Origin of the sequence: Virgibacillus phasianinus (assembly GCF_002216775.1) — a bacterium.
Taxonomy (GTDB): Bacteria; Bacillota; Bacilli; order Bacillales; family Amphibacillaceae; genus Virgibacillus_F; species Virgibacillus_F phasianinus.
Window position 1 is genome coordinate 848,773 of sequence record NZ_CP022315.1, and the last position, 23,707, is coordinate 872,479.

Sequence of the window (23,707 nt, forward strand, 5' to 3'; positions counted from 1 at the left end):
AGTTCACAAGTTTGACCTATAAATAAATGACAATTCTATTATCACGTGATTCATTTCACATGGCAAGGCTTTTTTTTAAAGATTTAAGGTCTGTCTAGCTCAAGCGATCTGAAGCGGACGCATTTCTTATTTTTGTTGCTTTATTAAAGACTTTTCGTTACAATTTAATTGATAATAATTATCAATTAAATGCATACAATGAATGTAGCGACAGTTTCGAGGAGGACTATAATGGAACAAACAAAACAACTTACTGAACTGGCAAAGCTAATACGGTCAAGGCGTTCGGTTAAAAAAGGATACAATGATAGAACAGTAGAGAAACAAACGGTACTAGATTTACTAGAAAGTGCGGTATGGGCACCTACTCATGGATTACGGCAACCCTGGCGCTATATTTTTGTTGGGGCAGATCAAAAAGAAGCATTCGCAAAAAAAGTGGCTGCTACCTATCCTGAAGAAAAACAAGAAAACCGCGAAGCATATCTAAATGAACCGAGCGCATTTCTAGTCGTTGTCATGGATGTACCTGACAATCAGAAGCAATACGATGAAAACTTTGGCGCAACTGCTTCGATGATCCATAATTTCCAATTGCTAGCGTGGGAGCAACAGCTTGGAGTCGTTTGGAAAACCAATCCACATATTTATGACCCTGTGGTTAAAACAATTTTGGATGTGCACGAGGACGAAAAAATAGTTGGCTTTGTCCATATGGGATATTTCGATGAGGCCCCTATTGCAAAACCACGGAAATCAGTGGAAGATAAATTTACAACATTTGAAGGATAACCGGGTACATGGGGACAGGTTCCTTGTCCCTCTTCCCCGAGAAAACATTTCCAATTCAGATGATAGACCTGTTCCGTCTCCGCAACTATGCGGGACAAGGAACCTGTCCCCATGTACCGGCTCAAGACCCTATGTCCCGCTATTCTTCATCCCAAACGGCGCTTTTTAGCATGTTGTTTAGTTGGTGTCGTTCGATTGCTAATTCAATCAGCTGATTGATTAGTTCTGGATAGGTAATTCCGCTGATCTCCCACAATTTAGGATACATGCTTATGCGTGTAAAGCCAGGTAATGTGTTCACTTCATTCACATATATTTCGCCATTTTCTTTTAAGAAAAAGTCCACACGTGCCAACCCTTCACATTCCAATGTTTGAAATACATGAACGGCAGCGGCTTTAATCTTTTCAACTTCTTCGTCAGTTAGATCCGCTGGTATGGCTAATTTTGCACCGCTTTCATCGATATACTTAGATTCATACGAATAAAATTCCGTCTGTGGCAGAATTTCACCTGGAACAGATGCTTTTGGATTTTCATTGCCGAGCACGGCACACTCAATTTCCCGCCCAAAAATATTTTCTTCAATGATTATTTTGTGATCAAACTGAAACGCCTCTTGTATTGCTCCATCAAATTCATCCTTTGATGATACTTTGCTTACGCCAACAGAAGAACCCTGATTCGCTGGTTTAATAAACATGGGCACACCCAATTGCTGTTTCGCCTCATCAAAATTAATGGTATCTTTTTTCGCTCGTGTAAATGAAAGACCTTTCGCAACATTTATGCTGGCTTCTTTTAACAGACGCTTTGCAATGTCTTTATCCATGCAGACAGCAGATCCTAAAACACTTGTGCCAACAAATGGCAAATTTGCGATTCGCAGCATCCCTTGAATACTGCCATCTTCACCCAGCGTACCATGAACAATCGGAAAGATGACATCCAACTGATCCATACTCGTTTCTTTTGATGCATGAATAAGCTGATGATCCGTCTCACCTGGTATAATTGCCACATTTTCATTTGATTTATTTAACTGAATTAATTTGGGGTTCTCTTCATTTATTAAGTATGATGTTTGATCATTGATATGCCACTTACCTTGTTTATCAATTCCAATTAAGACAACTTCATATTTGGTTTTATCAATTGCATCCACAATGTTTTTCGCTGATTGTAAGGACACTTCATGTTCAGCGGACTTCCCGCCGAAAATAATCCCCACTTTAATTTTATTCATCAATAAAACGCCCTCTCTAAAAATAAGCTTATTACTAAAATACCACAAAACAAGCCCTCCGTAACAGAAGAAAAATTACTATATTTAAAAATAACCCTTGACATTCAATCGATTTTTCACTAATATTGATTTCAATAATTAAATCGTGCAAAGTGATGACAAAGAAGAGTAATCAATCTGTTTCCTCCAAAGAGAACTGGTGGTGCTGTGAACCAGTGTGGAACGTTTGATGAATGGCCTTTTGAGCTTCCAAACCGAACCATACCTGGTATGCAGTAGGCTTTGGCGAACGTCTTATCGATAACAAAGACAGCTATTAAGATTTATCTTGATAGTGTAAAGTGAGCTGGTTAAACAGCTAATAAAGGTGGTACCACGGGTCCCTCGTCCTTTTTACGGATGAGGGGCCTTTTTGTGTACCCTGAAAAAAACAAATATAATAAATCGATGAATAAGAAGAGTAGACATAAACTAAGCGTTACAGAGAGCCGGGCTATTGGTGTGATTCCGGTACGTGAATGTATGTTGAATGGCCTTATGAGATGTTTCTTGAAGAAAAGTAGGGAAACACGGAACTCCGCCGTTACACGGATAGGGTATCAGATTAAGATCTCGTACCTGAAAATGAGATGTAAGGAAAGTTATTTTTCCTTTCAAATGAGGTGGCACCGCGATTGCATTCGTCCTCTATAAGCACATATTTTTATGTGTTTATAGGGGACTTTTTTATACTTTAAAGAAAAAATTTAATTTAATCGGTATAAAGTATAAAAAGCTAAGGCATTCGCCTTTAGCTCTTGGCGAGAAGCCGTGATTTTCTAATTTACATTCGAAAGGGGAATTACAAAATTATGCTAACTGAGCAGCAAGCTACTGCACCATATAAATTTATCAAATTAAATGCCGATACGTTAACACCAATCGGAATTTATACCAATCTGACAGGCAAGAAGAAATTCTTATTGGAAAGCTCGTTCCCCCATGCTAAAAAAGGTAAGTTTTCATTTATTGGGGCAGATCCTTATCAGGAATTTATCGGATCAGAAAATAATACAACCATTTTGCATCATGAACATGGAACGAAGGAAGTTCAAACATCACCTGTCTTGTCAACTCTCAAGGAAAGACTTCCTAAACTGGATATAGATCTTCCCCTTCCCTTTGCAGGGGGAGCGATTGGATACATCGGATATGACGCCATTCGCAGTTATGAGCAAATCGGAGCTAAATTACAGGACGATTTAGAAATGCCCGATGTGCATCTTATGTTATATAAAAGCGTTATTGCTTTTGATCATCGTAATGAATCAGCTTACCTGATTGCAATGAATCCCGATCAAGAATCGGAAACTGTGCTTAACGAACGGCTGGAAAATTTAAAAGACGCGCTAACTACCACACCCAACACGGATACATCTCCCAATGAAAATATGACCTTCTATCCCGAGATGGATAAAGAACAATTTATGGAGAATGTAAAATTTGCAAAGAAACATATCCAGCAGGGGGATGCATTTCAAATTGTTTTATCACAGCGGATGGCAGCAACCATCCACGGGGATCCCCTTTCCTTTTACCGAAAGTTAAGAAAGGTAAATCCTTCCCCCTATATGTTTTATATCGACTTTGATGCCTATCAGGTTCTGGGGGCCTCGCCGGAAAGCCTGGTCCAAACAACTGGCCGGCATATTGTTACGAATCCAATTGCCGGAACCAGGCCGCGGGGAAAGACAGAACAGGAAGACGTGGAACTCACAAAAGACCTTCTTGCAGATGAAAAAGAAATTGCAGAACATCGAATGCTGGTTGACTTAAGCCGAAATGATATTGGCCGGGTATCCGAGGTTGACAGTATTACCATCCCAACCTATATGAAAGTGGAAAAGTACCAGCATGTCATGCACATCGTATCTGAAGTACATGGAAGGCTGAGTAAGAACTATTCAAGTATCGATGCCTTAATTGCCTGTTTACCTGCTGGAACTGTCTCAGGAGCGCCGAAAATTCGTGCCATGCAAATTATCAATGATTTAGAGGAAAGTAAACGTGGTGTTTATGCTGGCGGAATTGGCTATATAAACGTTAACCATGACGTAAATATGGCATTGGCCATCCGCTCCCTCGTCATTAAAGAAAAAAAAGCATATTTACAGGCCGGCGCTGGTGTTGTTTATGATTCTGATCCGGAAAACGAGTATAACGAAACACTGCATAAAGCAAAGTCATTAATGGAGGTGAACAACCATGATTCTTCTCATTGATAATTACGACTCTTTCACCTATAACATCTTTCATTACTTTTCAAGCGAAAATGTGGAGGTAAAGGTATATCGCAATGATCAACTAACAAGTCAAACCATTACTGAATTAAACCCGGAAGCAATTATTATCTCTCCTGGACCTGGGACACCGGAAACGGCAGGAAATTGCATTCAGATTGTGAAAGATTTCTATCAAAAGCTGCCGATTCTCGGGATATGCTTAGGCCATCAAATCATCGCTTCTGCACTTGGAAGCAACGTCGTGCAAGCAAATGTTATCAAGCATGGGAAAACGTCACGGATTACCCATAATGGAATAGGGTTATTTAGTTATCTAACACAACCTTTGGAAGTGATGCGTTACCACTCCCTAGTTGTTGACCCGAAAACATTATCAGAGGAATTAGAAATAGTAGCGACATCCATGGATGACAATGAAATTATGGGAATCAAGCATTTTTATCGTCCTGTATTTGGAATACAGTTTCACCCTGAATCCATTGGAACCTTAACAGGAAGAAAAATAATCCAGAACTTTTTAGGAGAAACAAGAAAGGCGCAAGCGTCCGCTTCTGGGCGCTGGAGCTAGACAATATTTTATACATTCATATCTTTAAGAAAGGAGCTTCCGTATGAAACAACAACTTGAAAAACTAATGAATCAAAAAGATTTATCCATAGAAGAAATGAAACAGGCAACCGAACACTGCTTTACTCAAGACATTACCGACACAGAAATTGCCTCATTGTTAACGGCATTACGGGCAAAAGGAGAGACAGCGGATGAAATAGCTGGAATTGTTGAGGTGATTCGCGCTGAGTCCCAGTCTATCCCAACTTCCCTCCCCCATGTGATGGATAATTGCGGAACTGGCGGTGATCAATCACACAGTTTTAATATCAGTACTACAGCAGCATTCGTCATAGCTGGGGCTGGAGTGACAATTGCAAAACACGGCAATCGCAGTATTTCCAGCAAAACGGGAAGTGCTGATGTTCTGGAACATTTAGGGGTATCCTTATCATTTCAGCCTGAAAAAACCGATGAAATTTTACGGGAAAACGGAATCGCTTTTCTTTACGCACCGCATGTGCACCCAAATTTAAAGCGATTTATGAAAGTACGTAAAGAATTAGGCCTTCCAACCATTCTTAATCTAATTGGACCGCTAACTAATCCTGTTGCATTGGACTCCCAGCTATTAGGCATTTATCGCCGTGACATGCTTGCAATGATGGCTGAGTCATTAAATAAACTTGGCCGCAGACGCGCATTGGTTGTTAATGGTGCTGGGTATATGGATGAAGCATCACTCGCTGGTGACAACCATTTGGTTCTGCTTGAAAATGGAAAAACATCACCCTTTACCATTCACCCTGAAGAGCTTGGATTGCCTGTTCACTCTAATGAACATATCCGTGGTGGTGATGCAAAGGATAACGCGGTGATTTTACAAAATGTATTACAAGGAAAGCAAGGGCCTTATCTTGATACAGTCTTATTGAATGCAGGACTTGGTCTTTTTGCAAATGGAACTGCTGCTACCATTAATGAAGGAGTAAAGTTTGCAAAAGAAAGCATTGCTTCAGGTGCTGCTCTGGATAAACTCAAACGATTAATGGAATACAGCAAACAAATTCCAACGGAGGTGTTATAGAATGTCTATTTTAGAAAAAATTATTGCGCAGAAAGAACTAGAAGTGAAGGAGTTAAAAAAACAAAATTTTGAACAAGGCAGTAACCATAAAAAGATCGGAACCATTTTTCCAAATCGTGATTCGATGCATATCATAGCTGAAATTAAGCGTTCTTCCCCGTCAAAAGGAGCCATTGATATGGCAGTTGACCCAATTACACAAGCTAAGCAATATGAAAAACACGGGGCAAGTGCTATTTCGGTATTAACCGATAACACGTTCTTTAATGGGTCGATGGATGATCTGCGGACGGTCCGAAGTGCGGTTGACCTGCCCCTGCTTTGCAAGGATTTTATGATTGATCCCATTCAGATTGATTTGGCCAAAAGTGCTGGGGCGAATATTATTTTGCTAATTGTCGCTGCATTGCCTGAAAGTAAACTTCACGAACTTTATCGTTATGCAAAACAACAGGGACTAGAGGTACTTGTGGAGGTTCACAATGAACTAGAAATGGAAATTGCAGTCAACTTGGGAGCAGACCTGATTGGCGTCAACAATCGTAATTTAAAAACATTTGAAGTGACGTTGGATGCGACAGAAAGACTTGCACCAATGGTTGAAAGCCTATCCTCTACTCTAATAAGTGAAAGTGGCATCAGGTCACGCGAGGATGTTAAGCGTGTCGCGCAAGCCGGAGCCAAAGTAATCCTTGTTGGAGAAACGTTAATGCGCTCTAATGATTTAGCCGAAACATTTTCTGATATAAGGGTGCCCCTTCCATCTAAAGGAGCAGATACGAATGCTCGTTAAAACTTGCGGAATCATGACCAATGAAGCAGCCAGTACCGCAGTACTGTCCGGCGCGGACCTGATTGGATTCGTCTTTGCTCCGAGCAAACGATACATGGCACCGGAACAAGCAGCTGAAATCGCCAAAACCCTGCCTTCCCCGATAAAAAAAGTCGGCGTTTTTGTAAATGAAACAGCTAAAACAATCACAGCTATCGCTGGAAAGGTAGGGTTGGACTATATCCAACTGCACGGAGATGAACCAGCAGCATTTGCTGAGCAATTGCCTTATCCCATTATTAAGGCGTTCCCAGCAACACAGGAAAGTTTAGCCGAACTTAAAGACTATCCCTGTGATTACTATTTAATTGACAGTCCGTTTGGTGGGAACCGCGGTGGCAATGGAACAGTGTTTGACTGGACAGTGTTAAAGGACCTGAACGTAGATACGAATAAGCTCATTCTAGCCGGAGGGCTGACACCTGAAAACGTTCAGGAAGCGATAAGTATGACTGCACCAGTTGGTGTCGATGTTTCCAGCGGCATTGAAACAAATGGCCGTAAAGACCTGAGTAAAATCCAAAAATTTATTAAACAAGCGAAAGGATGATTAATATGGCAGCATATACGATGCCCGATCAAACTGGACGGTACGGCAATTTTGGAGGAAGATTTGTTCCGGAATTATTAATGCCGGCACTGATTGAATTAGAGAAAGCATATGATGATGCAATAAAGGACGCTAGTTTTATAAAGGAATTAAACTATTATCTAAAAGACTATGTTGGACGGGAAACACCCCTTTATTACGCTGAGAATTTAACCAGGATGCTCGGTGGACCAAAGATATACCTGAAAAGGGAAGATTTGAACCATACTGGTGCACACAAAATAAATAATACGGTTGGGCAAGCACTGTTGACACTACGAATGGGTAAGAAAAAGGTAGTAGCAGAAACAGGCGCCGGTCAACACGGCGTGGCTACAGCTACCGTTTGTGCCCTTCTTGGATTAGAGTGTGTCGTTTTTATGGGCGAAGAAGACATCCGCAGACAGAAGCTGAATGTTTTTCGGATGGAGCTTTTAGGTGCCAAAGTTGAGAGTGTTTCACAGGGAAGCGGAACACTGAAGGATGCCGTCAATGAAGCGTTGCGTTACTGGGCAAGCCATGTCGAAGATACCCATTACATTTTGGGATCTGTTGTTGGACCACATCCCTTTCCGAAGATTGTTCGTGATTTCCAGTCAGTGATTGGTAATGAAACGAAGCAACAAATGCTTGATCAAACTAACAAACTACCAGATGCAGTGATTGCCTGTGTTGGCGGGGGAAGCAATGCGATGGGTATGTTCTATCCATTTATTCAAGATGAATCAGTTGCATTATACGGTGTAGAAGCCGGCGGTGCTGGGCTTGAAACGAATAAACACGCGGCTACACTTACTGCTGGCAAACTTGGCGTTTTACATGGAACGATGACACATCTGCTGCAGGATGAACATGGACAAATCCAAGAGGCATTCTCCATTTCCGCCGGGCTTGATTATCCCGGAGTGGGACCTGAGCACAGCCATATGCACGAGACATCCCGGGTAACATACACATCGATAACCGACCAAGAGGCATTAGAAGCTTTTCAAGTACTTTCAGAAAAAGAAGGTATCATCCCAGCTCTGGAAAGTGCGCATGCTGTGGCATATACGATGAAACACGCCAAAGAAATGAATAAGGATCAAACACTCGTTATTTGCTTATCCGGCCGTGGCGATAAAGATGTGGAACAAGTGAAAGCAGCATTGGAGGGAAATGACAATGAGTAAATCGCGTATTGATGAGGCTTTTCAAGAGAAGTTAGCTAAGGATCAGAAATTGTTTATTCCATACATTATGGCTGGTGATGGTGGGCTGGACAACCTCGACGAACGGATTGAATTCCTACAATCCTGTGGTGCCAGTGCCGTTGAATTAGGTATTCCTTTTTCAGATCCCGTCGCTGATGGTCCAACGATTCAAAATGCTGGATTACGCGCACTTAAAAATGGCACATCATTATCCAGCGTTCTTCAGACCCTGACCGGTAGAAAAACGGAAAGAACGATCCCCATTATTTTAATGACTTATTTTAACCCGGTTTATATTTATGGCATTGAGAGATTCACAAATGATTGTGCAGAGGCCGGGGTTGATGGCGTTATTATCCCCGATCTTCCACTTGAGGAGGAAAGGTTAATTGAAAGATTTCTTCAGGAAAAGTCTATTGCCTTTGTACGACTTGCCGCATTGACAAGTAATGAATCCCGGTTGGCCGAAATTGCCAAACGGACAGAAGGCTTTTTATACGCCGTATCTGTCACCGGTACGACTGGCGCAAAATCTTCTCATAGTGGGAATGTGAAAGGCTTTTTACAGGGATTGAAAAAGATTGCGAATGTACCTGTACTGGCAGGCTTCGGGGTGTCTAATGCAGACCAGGCAAAGGAGCTAGGCGGGAATTGTGACGGTGTTATCGTAGGAAGCAAGATTGTGGATTTATTTCATGAAGGGAAAAGAGATGAAATCAAGAGTTTGATAGAAAACAGCCTGTGATAGATGCCTTGTTTTAAACAAGCAGATGAAGTGGCCGATATATTTGAAAAATGGCAGTTATATTCGAAAAACGGCCGATATCACACATACGGACACCCTTCTAAAACAGCCGCACTACGATTAAAAAAGCACACGTCATGGGACTAAACCATGACGTGTGCTTTCTATCGTTATTTTTTCACAATCGGTATCCATATTTCACAACGATAGTCCTCAGCAGTTGTATCACCTTTTGTTGAATAGACTTCTAGCTCGGTGCCACCTGCATGTTCATATCCAGTAGATGGGAACCATTCGGAAAAAACTCGATCCCAAGTTTGCGGAATCGCATCGGGCATTGCGCCAACTGATTCGAACACAGCCCACGTAGCTGCGGGGATTTCTTTTTCCTCCCAATCTGCCGGGGTTTCCTGTCGGTTCTTCTCTGCGCAAATGTAATAGCTCAGTTTCTCCTGGGTAGCATCAAATTCCATACACGCACCTATTACACCCATGGATCCGCAATCTTTCTCCAGTTCATCCACAAATCCATTACGGTTCGATTCATCCCAGAACACAGGAATTTCACGATGATTTTGACCGTTTACGATCGAAGTCCGGATCCCTTTTCCTATTACTTGAAACGCATCTTTTTCCACAATCCTGTAATCCATTTCCACATCACCCTTTAATTGAATTTGAAAGAAAAGCTTGGGAAAAGCCTTTAATTGGTGACTGTCTTGCCTCACAGCCGAGGGGTTTATTCCATGGATTTTACGAAATGCCTTGGAAAATGATTCTGGCGTCTCATAGCCAAACCTCAGTGCAATATCAATTACCTTACTGTTGGAATGTGTCAAAGCCTGTGCTGCCAGTGTCAGACGTCTTCTCCGGATATAATCAGCCACTGTCACCCCGGTCAACATGCTGAACATTCGCTGATAGTGAAACTTTGACATACACGCAATGGTTGCCGCCTCTTCAATACTGAGATTACTTTCCAAATTTTTTTCAATAAAATCAATGCTGTCAGCCAACCGTTCAAGACCTTCCATTTAAGCTCCCCCTTCTCTTCCAACTTTAGCATTCAACTATTCTACTATCCTGTTCATCTGTGCTTTTTGCAGACAGTATTTATCACACAGGTAGTAATATACCGGTGTATGGTTTCACTTTATCTAAACCATTGTTGAATTTTCCCTTTCCCTTCTTTTACTTCCACCGCAGCATATGCTCCATTAACAAAGGTCACTTGTGGCGGGACATGGCCGCAATCGGTGTCATAAACAATTGGTATATTTAATTCCTGTCCCAATTCGTGATAGACATCTAGTACCTCATAACCTTCAACTGTGTCGTTTGCAGTACTGCGGCCAAACATGATTCCTGAGCAATTATCAAACCAGCCTGCCAGCTGCATTTGCACAAGTGTTCTTCGCAGTTCTGTTGTCTTTAAATCACAGTTTTCGAAATACCACAGGATTGGTTCATTGTTGATTGTCTTTTCCTGGAACTCCCGGATATTCCCAAAAGATGTGCCAATTAAATGCCGAATTACATCGATACATCCACCAAGCAGTCTTCCTTTTAGTGTTGTATTATCAACCGATAAAGATTTCCACTCGGTTGGCTCGGTTAAATGAAATACTTCTGATGAGGGATTTTCGTGATCCCACTGCTTTTGAAACTTTTGTGATGAGTGCTGGGTAATTGATCCCCCTTCATTGGTAGCTAAGACCTTCTCCCACATAGCAGTTGTTTCATCTGAAAATTCCCCGCGTAAATCCACAAAATTCGTTCCATGCGCTGTTGCCATGCCCGTTCTTAATGTCGTGGCCAATAACAGCACACTGGTGTCAGAATATCCCAAAATCCACTTATAAGAAAAACTAGCAAAGTCCAGCTTATCGATGATTTCAATAAGAAGTTCACCTCCCCATGGTGGTATGATTATCCCGATCGATTCGTCTTGCATCATGTCATTAAATTCTTTAGCTCGTACATCAGGGGCAGCTGACTTTGCCTTATCCTGCGTCCATATAGTTTCCCCGCACATCACAGGATAACCTCTTTTCTCATTACGGCTGACCGCCTGCTTAAACATGTCATGCAGTTCAGGTTCTACACCTGATGATGGTGCAGTAACACCGATTGTTGCACCTTTTTTTAAAGTCGGATATATAATCATGTTGAATCCCCTCCAGCTTCTATTACCTACATATTCGCTACTTTTTCAAAAAGTCCTTTTTAATCAAATTTAATCGGATAAGAAACGCGGATCTGCTCGTATAAGTTCCAAAGGCTGCATAGTGATAAGGTTAACGAAGACGGGTTTAAAAAGCTCGGGCGAGAATCAAGACAAGTCGGGAGACGCTATTCCTCTCCCAAGTTGAACTTGTTCCCTACCGAGTTACGCACTCTATGGCCTGAGTACAATCTGCCCTGACTGATTCTGGTCATCCTTTCCCGAAAAAAATACAGCCCGCTAAAGTTAGTGAGCTGTCCTTTTATTTCTTAACTGTAAATGTCGTTTTTGCCTTTAGTACCGGTTCTGTATATAACACGGCTGTTATTGTATAGGTACCCTGTTTCAATGTATCCGGTATAGCAAGTTCGTATTCAATTTCCTCTGCTTGCTTTAATGTAATCGGATGTTTCTGTTCATATTGTGGTTTGCTTTTTGAATTTTGATAAACCTTTTTCCCGTTTTCATTCAAAATCGTATATTCATATGAATTTTTTCCCGCTAAAATCAGTTCCTTAACCTGTTCTGTTTGATTTTTTACCTTGAAGGTTGCGTGTCCTCCTTCAACCTGCAGAGTGGCCTCAAGTTCACCTGCAACAATGCCGCCGCTTGGTACGGATGAATCACTGTTTTGCCCATCGCCCGCCTGTTCATCATTGGAATGCTCTTGCGTGCTTTTATCATCATCCTTGTTTTCTTGACTTTGCTGACCACACGCAGCCAAAGTTATAATAACAATCAAAACAAATGACCATTTAAATAAAGACATGGGCACATCTCCTTTTTATTGAATAAGCGAATATGTATATAGTGAAAATAATGCCGACGGTTTTGCCGGCATTATTTCATCTTATTACTTCTAGTTTACCCCTACATTATTCCAAGCATTCGCCACTGCATCATATTCGGAACCATAGCCATAATAGTCAGCTGCAGATTGAAGCAATGCTGCACGTGTATCGCTGAAATTGCTATAAGGTCCCATGTATACCGTTAATGCACGGTAGTAAATTTTCTCTGCCTTCGCAACACCGATACTGTTGATTGTCAGATAGCCAGCTTTATTCGGTATTCCACTGTTGGTGTGAACCCCGCCATTATCAGCACTTGTATAAACGTAATCATTCATATGGTCTGGTTGTCCATAAGCCGGTGGATTGGAAAGACTTCTAAGTGCGTCTCCGCTTCTTCTTGGTGTATAAACATCCTCACCAAGTAAATAGTCATCCCTTTCAACAAACACGGAAAATACATCGGACATAGACTCGTTTAATGCACCAGGCTGGTCCTGATATACAAGGCCGGCGGAATAGTCAGTAACCGCATGGGTTAACTCATGTGCCACAACATCGAGTGCTCCGGAAAGTGGTGCAAATGTCGAACCATCTCCATCTCCATATACCATTTGCTGTCCGTTCCAAAATGCATTGTTGTAATTGGATCCATAATGTACCGTTGACCTGATTGTAGATCCATTTCCATCAAAACTGTTTAATCCAAATGTATTGTAATAATAATCATATACTGTATCAGCATAAGCTTGTGCATCTACTGCAGCGCCCTGATAGCTTGCGGTAAAAGCGTTATCGCTGTCAGCGGAACGATAGCCTGGAAGAGATGTTCCGTTTTCTGCGGTGAACGTTTCAATAACACCGTTCATTGGGTTCGTAACATCGTATAAGAAATAAGTTCCATTTGATAAATACGTATTTAGTTCTTTGTAATCGCCAAGCACACCATACCCGTATCCTTTGGCAGAACCTGCATCCATCACTGCATTATATGAATCAATCACACTGCCATCTTTCGCATCAATGAAAATTTGCCAATTTCCTGGTTCAGGATAAATAAACTGAAGCTCAACATGATAAGCTAGTTTACTTGTATCTTCTTGTGTATAAACCACAAGTTCGGCATTTTCCACTGTATTTTTCACACCTGAATCTGTAAGTTTCGCTGCTTCTTTTAATGCTTTCTTATCTGCTTTCTTTGCCTTCGTATCTTTTTTAGTTAAATCAATGGATTTCCACGCCTTATTAATTGCGTCCTTTTTTGATAGATCAGATTTTAAATTACTATTCAAATCCTTTGCAGCATCTGGATGAACATTACCTGTTACTGAGGTAACAATTCCTTGTTTGTTTGTATGAACGGTAAACTTTGCACCGTAAACAGGTACCCCGTCAACAGATTGCGTAAACTCGTAATGTGTCATCCCGAGCTTATCTTTTGATTTATCGATGAAAGAAAGATCTGAATCCGGATTCAAGCCAAATATTTCTTTGTTGCTTACTAAGTATTGTTTTATATTGCCGACACCATTAATTGACTTTTTTGATAAGTTTCCAGATACAAATGTCGGTGCACTTTTATCATGATTCCAAACGACATCAAAGTTTGATTTAGTCATTGATTTCATATCCTGTAAAACCATGTCACCAGTCTCAGCGGCATTGGCCGTACCTGCAAACCCAGTAAAGGTCAAACTTAATGCCAAGGCAGTTCCAGTCATTGTTTTCTTTAAATTTTTCTTCAAAACACATCACCTTTTCCCTTTAATGTTTGATAGCGCTTTCATAAGCTTACTAGTTTCATACGGCCGTATAAGAATACTTTAACAGATACATTACTAGTTTCATAGATAGTTTCTCGATTTTTCAGAAAACGAATATATTGTACTATATTGTCGGTTTTTTTGATAATTGCAGGAACTTTGAACTAGGGATTTCCGCAAAATTTAGTACTATTTCACAAAAATCCCCCCTTCACATTACCCTTTACATTACCTTCATGACTCGGTTAAGATATAATAAGAAAACTGTATAGTAAACACGAACACTGGGGGAGCATTTCATTAGCTGAGAAGAACTTTATTAGTTCTGACCCTTTTCACCCGAAATGGATAATACTAGCGTGGGGAAGTGTAGTCAAACGTGTACTTTTATATAAACACAAACAGACTACATCCTCCAGCGGGGATGCAGTTTTTTTATACTTTAATAAAGCATTGGAAACCATGGCACTTGCCAAGCTAACATTTTTTTCTAATATCCGGGTGGTTTCGAAGCTGCCTGATTAGGAGGTGAAAAGTTTTGAACGAAACATGGGGTTTTATTGATACAGGATATAATAGTGCTCCGATAAATATGGCCTTAGATGAAGCATTACTAAATTGGCATAGTGCTGGAAAAATCCCGCCCACTTTACGATTTTACGGCTGGACCAAACCAAGTCTATCTGTTGGTCATTTTCAAAACGCAGAAAGGGCTGTTGACTTCGCTAATGTCCAAAAGCATGGTTGTGAATTTGTCCGGCGCCTGACTGGCGGCAGCGCTGTATTGCATGATGATGAATTAACATACAGCATTGTCGTTTCAGAGAAAAAGGACTATATCCCTACATCCATTCAGGCTGCTTACTATGAATTGTCGAAGGGTATTTTAGAGGGATATAAACAATTGGGCATTGAGGCGGATTATGCGACTCCGGAAAGAAAAAAGGAACGAACAGACGTCTGCTTTGAAAAACCCGCATTCTATGAAATGGTAGTCGACGGGAAAAAGATTTCCGGCAATGCACAGACACGTAAACAAGGGGTTCTGCTGCAGCATGGATCTATACCAATGAGCATGAATAAAGAAATGTTATTTGATTTATTTAAATTTCCAACAGAAGAAATCAGAAGGCGGAAACGTGATGCTTTTTCCCAAAAAGCAATTACCATAAATGAAATTACAAGTAAAAAACATACGTACGATGATTTAAAAAAGGCCTTTCAGAGAGGATTTCAAACCGAACTGAATATGAATTTTACACCACTGGCACTAACCGATAGTCAATGGGATGAGGTTCATGAATTAGCAACAACAAAGTATGCTGAGGAAGAATGGAACTTACATCATCAAAGGAGTGTGTGATCATTGGCAAAACAAGAAGAATACATACGGAAACCGGAGTGGCTTAAAACAAAAATTAATACAAATAAATCCTACACAGGGCTTAAGAAATTAATGCGCGAAAAGAACCTAAACACGGTATGCGAGGAAGCACGCTGTCCAAATATTCATGAGTGCTGGAGTGAAAGAAAAACCGCTACTTTCATGATTTTAGGTGACACATGTACGAGAGGCTGCCGCTTCTGCGCAGTAAAAACGGGACTGCCAAATGAATTAGACTGGGGCGAGCCTGCACGAGTAGCAGAGTCTGTGGCAATCATGGGCTTAAAGCATGCTGTTGTGACTGCGGTTGCCCGTGATGATCTGGAAGATGGCGGTGCATCTGTCTTTGCGGAAACTGTACGTGCCATCCGGCGCGCAAACCCTGGCTGTACGATTGAAATTCTGCCTTCTGATATGAAAGGTGATTACAAAAGCCTGCATACATTGATGGACAGTGAACCAGATATCTTCAATCATAATATTGAGACAGTGCGGCGATTAACGAAAAAGGTACGTGCACGCGCTATGTATGACCGTTCCTTGGAACTGTTAAAACGGGTGAAAGAAATTGCGCCAAAAACACCTACTAAATCAAGCATTATGGTCGGTTTAGGTGAAACTAAGGAAGAAATTGTCCAGGCAATGGACGATCTGCTAGCACACAACGTCGATATCATGACAATCGGACAATATTTACAGCCTACTAAAAAGCATCTGAAAGTGGAAAGATATTACCACCCAGATGAATTTGCAGAGCTTAAGGAAATTGCACTGAAGAAAGGCTTCCAGCACTGCGAATCGGGACCGCTTGTCAGGTCATCCTATCATGCGGATGAACAAGTTAGTCAAACATCTGCACAACGGAGAATCAAGTACATGAAAGAATATGAAGAGAACGAAAACAAACAAGTCGATTTTACATTTTAAGCAGTAAGAGGCTGGGACAAAAGTGATTTAATCAGAGAGAAATCCGAACTATGATCCATCATTCTATAATTAGAATTTGGAGTAGTTCGGATATTTTTTGGTTTTATAACTTTACTGCTAATTGTCCTAAACTCCGACGTACTAAAAATCATGTTCGGCACCCCAAAGGCCGTTGCAGAAAAACACTGCGCTTTCCGTGGGTGAGTGATGAGCCTGCTCGAGCTTACGCTCGAGGGCACTGAAAAAGGTATAGATAGTATACAAATATGTTTATCTATCATCGCATCTTGAATATACATCGCTTTCCGCGGGCGAGTGACGAGCCTCCTTGCCCCGGTTAGGAGGCTGAGCCGTGCCCTAAGGTGCACAGGCGGTCTGCAGTGGAAAACAACCCAGCGCATTTTTCGTAGGAAATCACCTTATTGTTATGTCACAATTTTTATCAACTTCGTATTAAGGGCTGGCCTGAAAAAGAAACGTTCTAAATTACCTAACCTGTAATCGTTCTCCAAGCCTTTTTTACATATGCTTATTGCGCTGTATAGCCTCCATCTAAGACAACTGCTTGTCCGGTTACACCTTTTGCTTTATCGCTTGCTAAAAATAACACATAATCGGCTATTTCCCTCGTTTCCAATAACCGTTTTTGTGGAACAAGCGGGTAGATAACTTCCTCTAGCACTTTTTCTAGCGGGACATTTCTCGTTTCAGCTAAATCCTTTAACTGCCCGCGTACAAGTGGAGTATCCACATAGCCAGGGCAAATCGCGTTAACCGTTACCCCATGGTCTGCACCCTCCAGGGCAGCAACCTTGGTTAGCCCAATAATGCCATGCTTTGCGCTATTATATGCCGCTTTACCGGCGAATCCTACCAAACCATTAATAGAGGCCATATTGATAATCCGGCCAAACCTTTGGTTTTTCATAGTTGGGAAAATATGTTTAATAGAAATAAACGGTGCCGTCAGCATAATTTTTGTCATCAGCTCAAATTTTTCAGTAGGAAAGTCTTCCAATGGCGCAACATGCTGAAGCCCGGCATTATTAATTAGCACATCAATCCTGCCATGTCTTTCCACTGTTTTATGTAATGAGTCCTGAATCGCCTTCTCAGAGGTTACATCACAAATAACACCCTCGATATTATACCCAGCGTTACTAAGTTTTTCTGCAACTTCAATAACCTTATTATTTACATCACTTAAAATAACGGTGTATTTTTCTTCTGCGAAAGCCTTGCCAATTTCAAGTCCGATTCCCTGAGCCGCACCTGTTATAAACATCACTTTATTCATGAGTCATTCTTCCTTTCTTTTCTAGCACTCACAAACCATCAGAACGTTTCCGTCCGGATCTTTAAAATTAAACCATTGATCATGCTCAATGCCTGTCACCATCTCTACTCCTTTATCATGCATAAACGCGTATGCCTTTTTGATATCTGTTGTATTAAGGTGGAATGGCGCCATTTTAAAAACCCGATCCTCCTGATAAATTTTACTGTCCAGTACTATTCCTGTTCCCTGCATTGGCAAAACATAAAGGTGGCCAAACAGAATTTCGTCAGTCACAGGAACCCCCAGAATAGCACAATACCAATCTCTTGCTTTTGCAATGTTGTGAACCGGAATAAACACTGTTCCAATTTGATTGATTATTGGATTCAACTCAACACCCCAATTTTCATTGTATTTAATTTATCATTTCGATACAGAAACTAAAAATCCTCTTTTTAATTCTTTTTGATCTGATACTTGTCTGTTGGCGCCTCTTTAATAAAAGTGCAAGGTTGATGAATAGAGAAAATTGTCAGATCATGCATCGCCCTTGTACACGCCGTGTAAAAAAGGTTCCTGTCATTCTGACCCACATATTGCCCAGCAGATGCATCCGGGATAATCACTGCGTCAAATTCAATTCCTTTTGCCCAGTAAACTGGAAGAATCAAGATCCCTTTATGGAAAGAATGCGTCTCTTCATCTATTTTAGTTACGGATAGCTTATTACGTAATATTTGATGAAGCTCATCACATTCTTGTAAATTTTTACAAATAACAGCCAATGTCTCGTGTCCTTTATGAAGCAGTCTTTTTGCCTCGGCAATTAACCGTTCATTTCTATCGTCAATAGTATCCACTTGAACCACTGTGGGTAGATCCCCCTCCCGATTAAAGGGTTGAATATATTCTCCCTCTGTTGCAAAGCACCTGGTAAATTCAACAATCTGCTTGGTGGACCGATAGCTTTTGGTCAGATCTATTTTCTCCACATTTTCACGCATTTGTTTTGGTAAAAACGTATGTTCACGTGTTCCATGTGTATAAATCCCCTGGTTCAGATCTCCTAATAAAGTCATATTTGTGTACGGAAATACTTCCTGCAGATACGCATATTGAAAAGCAGAATAGTCCTGTGCCTCATCGATAATTAGGTGGCGAATGGAACGATCAGTCGTGTCACCTATCAGCTTTCCCTGGAAATAGACAAATGGTGTTGCGTCCTCCCAGGATAGAAACCTTCTTGACAGCTTAGCAAATGTTTGGTGACTTATTTGCTCCCAGTTTACGGGTGTATTTACGTGTTCGTACTCCCCGAATAGTTTTCTATATGATGCAAGTACATGAACAAAACGATAGCTTTTTATTTGCCTTTTTATTGAGGAAAGTCTTTTCTTCACAACCTCCTGACGAAGATATTTCTCTTCCCCCTCTAATGACTCTTCATCATCATTCTGGTCCTGAACATGCCGATATGCTTTAAGGTAATCTTCTTTCTCCAGTAATTCTACCTCTTCTAAAACCCAATCTTTCTTTTGTTCATTTCGCTGAATATTATTTATTTCACCAAGTAACCATTTGGACACGAGTTCCATTCGGTTTGGTATCGCAATTGCCTGATCAAGGGAATAGAAATACGAACTAATTCTTTCCTTTGAAACAAGAACTTCCTTCCGAAACGTGATATTTTTAAAAAGTAGTCCTTCGCTACCCAGTCGCGATATATAGTCATCAATCATCGTTTTAAATTCCGTACTTGATTTATATTCGATACCAATCATTTTCGTCAAATAACCGCCATCATCTTCACCTGTTAAGACATATTCCATTTGCTCGAATGGTGATTCAATTGTAATACTTGAGGATGTTTTTGACTCTAGGTATTCCAAAAAGGTGGTTTGTTTCATATTTTCTTCACCAAGTTCAGGAAGCACATTGGCCACATAGCTTGAAAATAGCGGGTTTGGTGAAAACAGAACAATATTTTCACCGTTTAGTACTTCACGATTTCGGTACATCAAATAGGCAATGCGCTGCAGCGCTGCAGAGGTCTTTCCACTGCCAGCCACTCCCTGTACAATCAAATACTTACTTGCTTCGTTTCTGATTACTTGATTTTGTTCTTTTTGGATAGTCGCTACAATACTTTTCATAGTTGTGCTTGCATTATTTCCGAGAGCCTGCTGCAGCAGCTTATCACCTATTGTTACACCTGCATCAAACATTCCTTTAATAATCCCATTCCTAATAATGAACTGCCTTTTCAAGGTAATTTCACCTGAGATCACCCCATCTACTGTTTCATAGCTTGCTTTGCCAGGGGTGAAATCATAATAAATGCTAGAAATTGGTGCACGCCAATCATAAATTAAAAAGTCCTCATCCTTATAATCCATCAATGATCCAATTCCAATGTAAATATTTTCTTTTTCACTTTCCGTATTCTCTATAAAGTCAATTCGTCCGAAGTATGGCGAATCCTTTAATCTGTCCAGTGTTTTTAATTGATCATTAATTTTCCCATGTCCACGTTCTTTTTCCGATAATAACTCTGCCTGTTGTTTGATACTTGCCTGCGTTTCAATCACATCATCGGGTTCATCCAGGTTCACTGTTACATCTTCCCAAAAATTCCTTCTAAGCTTTACTACATTTTCTTTTAACACATGCGATCTCTGGGTTAAAATCCCTGCCTTCTTTTCAATTTCCTGCACTACATCGTCCACACGATTCTGCTCGACAGCACGATCCTTAGCTTCCTGATTCATCATACCAACCCCATTCATTGTGATCGTTATATAAATAGTTGACCTTTATAGATTTAAATGATATAATTAAAATACGGATATTTATATACATATACTTAAATAAGTCAACAATGTTTTTATCATACCACTTTAAGTCTCCTACATCAACCCATATTAGGAAGTCTTGGCTTGTCGCCAAGAACTAATGGCGAAAGCCTTAGAGTTTTTTATACTTTATACCGTTAAAGATTTATGCTTTCTTAAAGTATAAAAAAAGTAAGCCCTCTTTTTTCATAAATGGAGGGCTTACTTTTTTCTTTATCGATAAATTGACAGTTTGTGTAAACAAACTTACACTATACTAATGTGTGTGAACACAATCACTTGTATTACAGAAAGGAAAAAGCACACGATGAAAAATCAACCAAACACATATCGAATAGCTAAAGAATATATTCTGGTAATCGTTGGAGCTTCACTTGTGGCGCTATCCTATAACATGTTCCTACTTCCATCAAAACTTGCTGCAGGCGGAATCTCAGGAGTAAGTACAATCTTATTCGAACTATACGGATTAAGTCCCGCTTACACGCAGTTCTTGATTAATATCCCTGTATTTCTAATCGGATGGTTCATACTTGGTAAAGACTTTGGCGGGAAAACGTTACTCGGGACTTTTTGGGTGCCATTTATCATATGGATTACTGCAGATATTCCATACACCATAACCAATCCACTTTTAGGTGCGTTATATGGCGGGATTGTACTTGGAATCGGACTTGGCACTGTGTATAAGGGAAATGGTTCAACAGGTGGAACAGCAGCGATTGCTCAAATCGTTAAGAAATTTACCGGGCTTTCCAGCGGATATTCTCAGCTGATTGTTGACGGGGCTGTCGTTGTATCTTCCATAATCGTATTTAACCTGGAGCTTACCTTATTTGCATTAATGTGTATTTATATAACGAGTAAAGTGATCGATCGGGTTCAATTACAAACAGCATCAACCAAACTCATCCTCATCATTACAGAAAAAGAAGAAGCAATACAATCGCTAATCAACAGTGAAATTGATCGAAGTCTAACGAAGATTCGTACCGTTGGTGGCTATTCAAAAGAAAATAAAACAATGTTGCTTTGCGTTACTGAGCAGGCTGAAGCCGTACATTTAAAAAAGCTTCTTCAAAAAGAAGAACCAACCTCATTTGTGGTGTTTATCAATGCATCAGAAATACTTGGCCGCGGTTTTTCATTGGACAAGTATTACGGACAGAAATTATAAATAACTATGTAAGAAAAGCGGAAGCGACCGTTTAGAAGCAGACGCATAAGCAAGGGACCGTAGAACGCATGGGTTTGGCGTTCGTAGTGTCCATTGCTTATGACGGCAGCTTCTGGGCGCTGGAGCTAGACATATTTTATACATTCTAATCTCTTTAGAAAATCTTGGCTTGTCGCCAAGAACTAATGGCGAAAGCCTTAGACTTTTTTATACTTTATACCGATAAAGATTTCTTAAAGTGCAAACACAAAAAGAAAAACACTTGCAACACGTACCAAGTGTTTTTCTCTATTTCATTCCTGTTTTTCGCTGCATATGTGATAAATCTTTTTCGAGACTCCACACCCTTTTAGACAATGCCTCAATATTATCTAGTGGTTCACTAACCCTTTCCCTTGCAGTAAGCAATAATTCGTACATTTTAGCTTGTTCCTTTTTTACTTCTTGAAATTCTTTCCTTGTGCATTCAAGTTCTATTCTTACCACTTCCTGAAATTTGTCTTGCTCAGTCAACGTGGCCAGAATTTGATTTAGTATATCTTTGTTTTCCACCATATCAACTCTCTTAGGTACATTATACATGATGTTATAATTTATTACTATATTTTTTCGAACATACGATCTGTATTTTAATTAATTTTAATAACCAATTTAAATTCTTCACAGACCACCAGCATATTTTCATCAAACAATTTGTTTAAAGGCTTTAATTCATTAGAAAAAAATTCAACATGCACACGTCGCCAATAGTCATAAGACTTATCTCCTTCACCTTCCTTAGCAGCAAATTCAGCACTTACTTCATTAAATGGAAGGATTTGCACGTTAGTAGTTTCCGTAACCGCTTCTGCTTCACCATTCCAATCGGTAATAATATTTAATTCGCCTTTGAATGGTAATGGCTCCTGTTCCATTTCATACCACATATGGAGCGAGCATGTTGCTGTCTTTTCTCCGGATTTCACTAAATCGGCTAATTCCTTTGCCATCTCAACATCACTGCCAAAAGCCCAGGATGTATAGTTCTTATCTTTTCTTTCTGATTCAGGTAAAGTTTGCAAATAATTTTCCCACATGTTTTCAACTGATGTTTTTGCCATTGATATTCTCCTCCCTTTCATTCATAAATTTGTTTAATATACATAGATTTATTTACAGAGACAAAATTAAAAAAGTTGCTCCATCCCATCATAAAATATACGCTGTTTATACGATAAATCAAGATAAGATTATTTAGAAAAGAGGTTATTTAATTTGAGAATACTTATCATTGGCGCCAGTGGCACAATTGGAAAGGAAGTTACCAAGCAACTAGAACATGATCATGATATTATTCGTGCAGGCAGGAACGGTGTAGATATAACAGTTGATATTACGTCACCGGATAGTATTAAAAACATGTACGAAATTGTTGGTAAAGTGGACGCTGTTGTAAATGCATCCGGAGGGGCTGCATTCAGTCCGCTTACAGAGCTAACACCAGAGATAAACGAAAAAGGAATCATCAGTAAACTAAAAGGCCAGGTTAATTTAGTATTATTAGGATTAAATCATGTGAATAAAAATGGCAGCTTTACACTCACAACCGGCATCATGATGGATGACCCGATTCCACAGGGGGCATCTGCAGCAATGGCCAATGGTGGTGTCAAGGCATTCGTTAAGTCCGCCGCTATCGAAATGCCACGAGGAATCCGCATTAATAGCGTCAGTCCAAATGCCGTACAGGAATCATGGGAAAGGCTTCATAACTACTTCCCTGGTTTTGATGCTGTACCAGCCAAACGGGTTGCACTCGCCTTTAAGAAAAGTGTGTATGGGGCGCAAACTGGACAGAACTACGAGGTGTACTAGGAGAAAGAGACTTTGGGCAAAAGTGATATAGTCAGAGAGAAATCCGAACTATGATTCCAAATTCTTTAATTAGAATTTGGGGTAGTTCGGATATTTTTCTGACTGTTTTTGTAAACTATACTGCTAATTACCTATAAACT

Annotated in this window: 22 protein-coding genes, 1 riboswitch and 2 other annotated features; of the genes, 12 read left to right on the forward strand and 10 right to left on the reverse strand. The window is 40.3% G+C overall.

Going from position 1 to position 23,707, the window contains the following annotated elements:
- Positions 1-231 precede the first annotated feature (231 nt).
- Positions 232-792 carry a nitroreductase family protein gene (locus tag CFK37_RS04315; RefSeq protein WP_089060730.1) on the forward strand — a complete coding sequence of 187 codons (561 nt, stop codon included), beginning with the start codon at positions 232-234 and terminating at the stop codon, positions 790-792.
- Positions 793-931: 139 nt separating this feature from the next.
- On the opposite strand, the gene ddlA is transcribed toward CFK37_RS04315, so the two are convergent.
- Positions 932-2,038 (reverse strand): D-alanine--D-alanine ligase, encoded by a 1,107-nt coding sequence (ddlA, locus tag CFK37_RS04320; RefSeq protein WP_089063536.1) that lies wholly within the window; start codon positions 2,036-2,038, stop codon positions 932-934.
- 146 nt (positions 2,039-2,184) lie between these two features.
- Positions 2,185-2,433, forward strand: a binding site (T-box leader).
- A gap of 43 nt (positions 2,434-2,476) precedes the next feature.
- Positions 2,477-2,729 (forward strand) — a binding site (T-box leader).
- A gap of 160 nt (positions 2,730-2,889) precedes the next feature.
- Between ddlA and trpE the strand changes: the two genes are divergently transcribed.
- Genes trpE through trpA form a run of 7 tightly spaced genes read left to right on the forward strand, consistent with a single transcriptional unit; the run spans position 2,890 to position 9,316 of the window.
- Positions 2,890-4,299 carry an anthranilate synthase component I gene (gene trpE / locus CFK37_RS04325; RefSeq protein WP_089060731.1) on the forward strand — a complete coding sequence of 470 codons (1,410 nt, stop codon included), beginning with the start codon at positions 2,890-2,892 and terminating at the stop codon, positions 4,297-4,299.
- A complete protein-coding gene (locus CFK37_RS04330; protein WP_089060732.1) occupies positions 4,283-4,888 on the forward strand; it encodes an anthranilate synthase component II in 606 nt (201 codons plus the stop codon). Before trpE ends, CFK37_RS04330 begins: the two co-directional genes overlap by 17 nt.
- Positions 4,889-4,931: 43 nt before the next feature.
- A complete protein-coding gene (trpD, locus tag CFK37_RS04335) occupies positions 4,932-5,957 on the forward strand; it encodes an anthranilate phosphoribosyltransferase (protein ID WP_089060733.1) in 1,026 nt (341 codons plus the stop codon).
- A 1-nt stretch (position 5,958) separates the two neighbouring features.
- Positions 5,959-6,750: an indole-3-glycerol phosphate synthase TrpC gene (gene trpC, locus CFK37_RS20130; protein ID WP_172840455.1), complete on the forward strand. Its 792-nt coding sequence runs from the start codon at positions 5,959-5,961 to the stop codon at positions 6,748-6,750.
- Complete coding sequence (locus tag CFK37_RS20135) at positions 6,740-7,339, forward strand: phosphoribosylanthranilate isomerase (protein WP_172840456.1); 600 nt, start codon at positions 6,740-6,742, stop codon at positions 7,337-7,339. Before trpC ends, CFK37_RS20135 begins: the two co-directional genes overlap by 11 nt.
- Before the next feature lie 5 nt (positions 7,340-7,344).
- Positions 7,345-8,550, forward strand: a complete 1,206-nt coding sequence (gene trpB / locus CFK37_RS04345; protein ID WP_089060734.1) for a tryptophan synthase subunit beta — start codon at positions 7,345-7,347, stop codon at positions 8,548-8,550.
- Positions 8,543-9,316, forward strand: a complete 774-nt coding sequence (gene trpA, locus CFK37_RS04350) for a tryptophan synthase subunit alpha (protein WP_089060735.1) — start codon at positions 8,543-8,545, stop codon at positions 9,314-9,316. Before trpB ends, trpA begins: the two co-directional genes overlap by 8 nt.
- Before the next feature lie 170 nt (positions 9,317-9,486).
- Here the strand turns inward: trpA and CFK37_RS04355 are convergent, their stop codons facing one another.
- The 4 genes from CFK37_RS04355 to CFK37_RS04370 form a co-directional block, all read right to left on the reverse strand.
- A complete protein-coding gene (locus tag CFK37_RS04355) occupies positions 9,487-10,350 on the reverse strand; it encodes an AraC family transcriptional regulator (RefSeq protein ID WP_089060736.1) in 864 nt (287 codons plus the stop codon).
- 119 nt (positions 10,351-10,469) lie between these two features.
- The gene (locus CFK37_RS04360) at positions 10,470-11,483 is read right to left on the reverse strand and encodes a S66 family peptidase (protein WP_089060737.1); all 1,014 of its coding nucleotides are present in this window, start codon (positions 11,481-11,483) and stop codon (positions 10,470-10,472) included.
- 319 nt (positions 11,484-11,802) lie between these two features.
- Positions 11,803-12,309 (reverse strand): BsuPI-related putative proteinase inhibitor, encoded by a 507-nt coding sequence (locus CFK37_RS04365; RefSeq protein ID WP_089060738.1) that lies wholly within the window; start codon positions 12,307-12,309, stop codon positions 11,803-11,805.
- A gap of 90 nt (positions 12,310-12,399) precedes the next feature.
- A complete protein-coding gene (locus tag CFK37_RS04370; RefSeq protein ID WP_089063537.1) occupies positions 12,400-14,052 on the reverse strand; it encodes a M4 family metallopeptidase in 1,653 nt (550 codons plus the stop codon).
- 318 nt (positions 14,053-14,370) lie between these two features.
- Positions 14,371-14,477, forward strand: a riboswitch (TPP riboswitch).
- A 155-nt stretch (positions 14,478-14,632) separates the two neighbouring features.
- Between CFK37_RS04370 and CFK37_RS04375 the strand changes: the two genes are divergently transcribed.
- Together CFK37_RS04375 and lipA are read left to right on the forward strand one after the other, a co-directional pair.
- Positions 14,633-15,457: a lipoate--protein ligase family protein gene (locus tag CFK37_RS04375; RefSeq protein WP_425445360.1), complete on the forward strand. Its 825-nt coding sequence runs from the start codon at positions 14,633-14,635 to the stop codon at positions 15,455-15,457.
- 3 nt (positions 15,458-15,460) lie between these two features.
- A complete protein-coding gene (gene lipA / locus CFK37_RS04380) occupies positions 15,461-16,405 on the forward strand; it encodes a lipoyl synthase (RefSeq protein ID WP_089060739.1) in 945 nt (314 codons plus the stop codon).
- Between the two features lie 529 nt (positions 16,406-16,934).
- Here the strand turns inward: lipA and CFK37_RS04390 are convergent.
- From CFK37_RS04390 to helD, 3 genes are all read right to left on the reverse strand, one after another.
- On the reverse strand, positions 16,935-17,702 hold the full coding sequence (locus tag CFK37_RS04390) for a 3-hydroxybutyrate dehydrogenase (protein ID WP_089060741.1): 768 nt from the start codon (positions 17,700-17,702) through the stop codon (positions 16,935-16,937).
- Between the two features lie 21 nt (positions 17,703-17,723).
- Positions 17,724-18,074: a VOC family protein gene (locus CFK37_RS04395; RefSeq protein ID WP_089060742.1), complete on the reverse strand. Its 351-nt coding sequence runs from the start codon at positions 18,072-18,074 to the stop codon at positions 17,724-17,726.
- A gap of 65 nt (positions 18,075-18,139) precedes the next feature.
- The gene (gene helD, locus CFK37_RS04400) at positions 18,140-20,455 is read right to left on the reverse strand and encodes an RNA polymerase recycling motor HelD (RefSeq protein ID WP_342746741.1); all 2,316 of its coding nucleotides are present in this window, start codon (positions 20,453-20,455) and stop codon (positions 18,140-18,142) included.
- A 388-nt stretch (positions 20,456-20,843) separates the two neighbouring features.
- On the opposite strand from helD, the gene CFK37_RS04405 reads away from it, so the two are divergent.
- A complete protein-coding gene (locus CFK37_RS04405; RefSeq protein ID WP_089060744.1) occupies positions 20,844-21,713 on the forward strand; it encodes a YitT family protein in 870 nt (289 codons plus the stop codon).
- A gap of 288 nt (positions 21,714-22,001) precedes the next feature.
- On the opposite strand, the gene CFK37_RS04410 is transcribed toward CFK37_RS04405, so the two are convergent.
- On the reverse strand, positions 22,002-22,268 hold the full coding sequence (locus CFK37_RS04410) for a hypothetical protein (RefSeq protein ID WP_089060745.1): 267 nt from the start codon (positions 22,266-22,268) through the stop codon (positions 22,002-22,004).
- Between the two features lie 74 nt (positions 22,269-22,342).
- Complete coding sequence (locus CFK37_RS04415; protein WP_089060746.1) at positions 22,343-22,813, reverse strand: ASCH domain-containing protein; 471 nt, start codon at positions 22,811-22,813, stop codon at positions 22,343-22,345.
- Between the two features lie 154 nt (positions 22,814-22,967).
- Here CFK37_RS04415 and CFK37_RS04420 point away from each other — a divergent pair, with 154 nt between their 5' ends.
- Positions 22,968-23,567, forward strand: coding sequence for a short chain dehydrogenase (locus CFK37_RS04420; protein ID WP_089060747.1), 600 nt, complete (start codon positions 22,968-22,970; stop codon positions 23,565-23,567).
- Positions 23,568-23,707: the final 140 nt, after the last annotated feature.

What these genes read in the sequence shown, in the direction of transcription:
- CFK37_RS04390 (WP_089060741.1), bottom strand. Translation starts at nt 17,702, where the DNA reads ATGAATAAAGTGATGTTTATAACAGGTGCGGCTCAGGGAATCGGACTT.
- trpE (WP_089060731.1), top strand. Translation starts at nt 2,890, where the DNA reads ATGCTAACTGAGCAGCAAGCTACTGCACCATATAAATTTATCAAATTA.
- trpB (WP_089060734.1), top strand. Translation starts at nt 7,345, where the DNA reads ATGGCAGCATATACGATGCCCGATCAAACTGGACGGTACGGCAATTTT.
- trpA (WP_089060735.1), top strand. Translation starts at nt 8,543, where the DNA reads ATGAGTAAATCGCGTATTGATGAGGCTTTTCAAGAGAAGTTAGCTAAG.
- CFK37_RS04405 (WP_089060744.1), top strand. Translation starts at nt 20,844, where the DNA reads ATGAAAAATCAACCAAACACATATCGAATAGCTAAAGAATATATTCTG.
- trpD (WP_089060733.1), top strand. Translation starts at nt 4,932, where the DNA reads ATGAAACAACAACTTGAAAAACTAATGAATCAAAAAGATTTATCCATA.
- CFK37_RS04330 (WP_089060732.1), top strand. Translation starts at nt 4,283, where the DNA reads ATGATTCTTCTCATTGATAATTACGACTCTTTCACCTATAACATCTTT.
- helD (WP_342746741.1), bottom strand. Translation starts at nt 20,455, where the DNA reads ATGATGAATCAGGAAGCTAAGGATCGTGCTGTCGAGCAGAATCGTGTG.
- CFK37_RS04355 (WP_089060736.1), bottom strand. Translation starts at nt 10,350, where the DNA reads ATGGAAGGTCTTGAACGGTTGGCTGACAGCATTGATTTTATTGAAAAA.
- ddlA (WP_089063536.1), bottom strand. Translation starts at nt 2,038, where the DNA reads ATGAATAAAATTAAAGTGGGGATTATTTTCGGCGGGAAGTCCGCTGAA.
- CFK37_RS04415 (WP_089060746.1), bottom strand. Translation starts at nt 22,813, where the DNA reads ATGGCAAAAACATCAGTTGAAAACATGTGGGAAAATTATTTGCAAACT.
- CFK37_RS04370 (WP_089063537.1), bottom strand. Translation starts at nt 14,052, where the DNA reads ATGACTGGAACTGCCTTGGCATTAAGTTTGACCTTTACTGGGTTTGCA.
- trpC (WP_172840455.1), top strand. Translation starts at nt 5,959, where the DNA reads ATGTCTATTTTAGAAAAAATTATTGCGCAGAAAGAACTAGAAGTGAAG.
- CFK37_RS04315 (WP_089060730.1), top strand. Translation starts at nt 232, where the DNA reads ATGGAACAAACAAAACAACTTACTGAACTGGCAAAGCTAATACGGTCA.
- CFK37_RS04365 (WP_089060738.1), bottom strand. Translation starts at nt 12,309, where the DNA reads ATGTCTTTATTTAAATGGTCATTTGTTTTGATTGTTATTATAACTTTG.
- CFK37_RS20135 (WP_172840456.1), top strand. Translation starts at nt 6,740, where the DNA reads ATGCTCGTTAAAACTTGCGGAATCATGACCAATGAAGCAGCCAGTACC.
- CFK37_RS04410 (WP_089060745.1), bottom strand. Translation starts at nt 22,268, where the DNA reads ATGGTGGAAAACAAAGATATACTAAATCAAATTCTGGCCACGTTGACT.
- CFK37_RS04360 (WP_089060737.1), bottom strand. Translation starts at nt 11,483, where the DNA reads ATGATTATATATCCGACTTTAAAAAAAGGTGCAACAATCGGTGTTACT.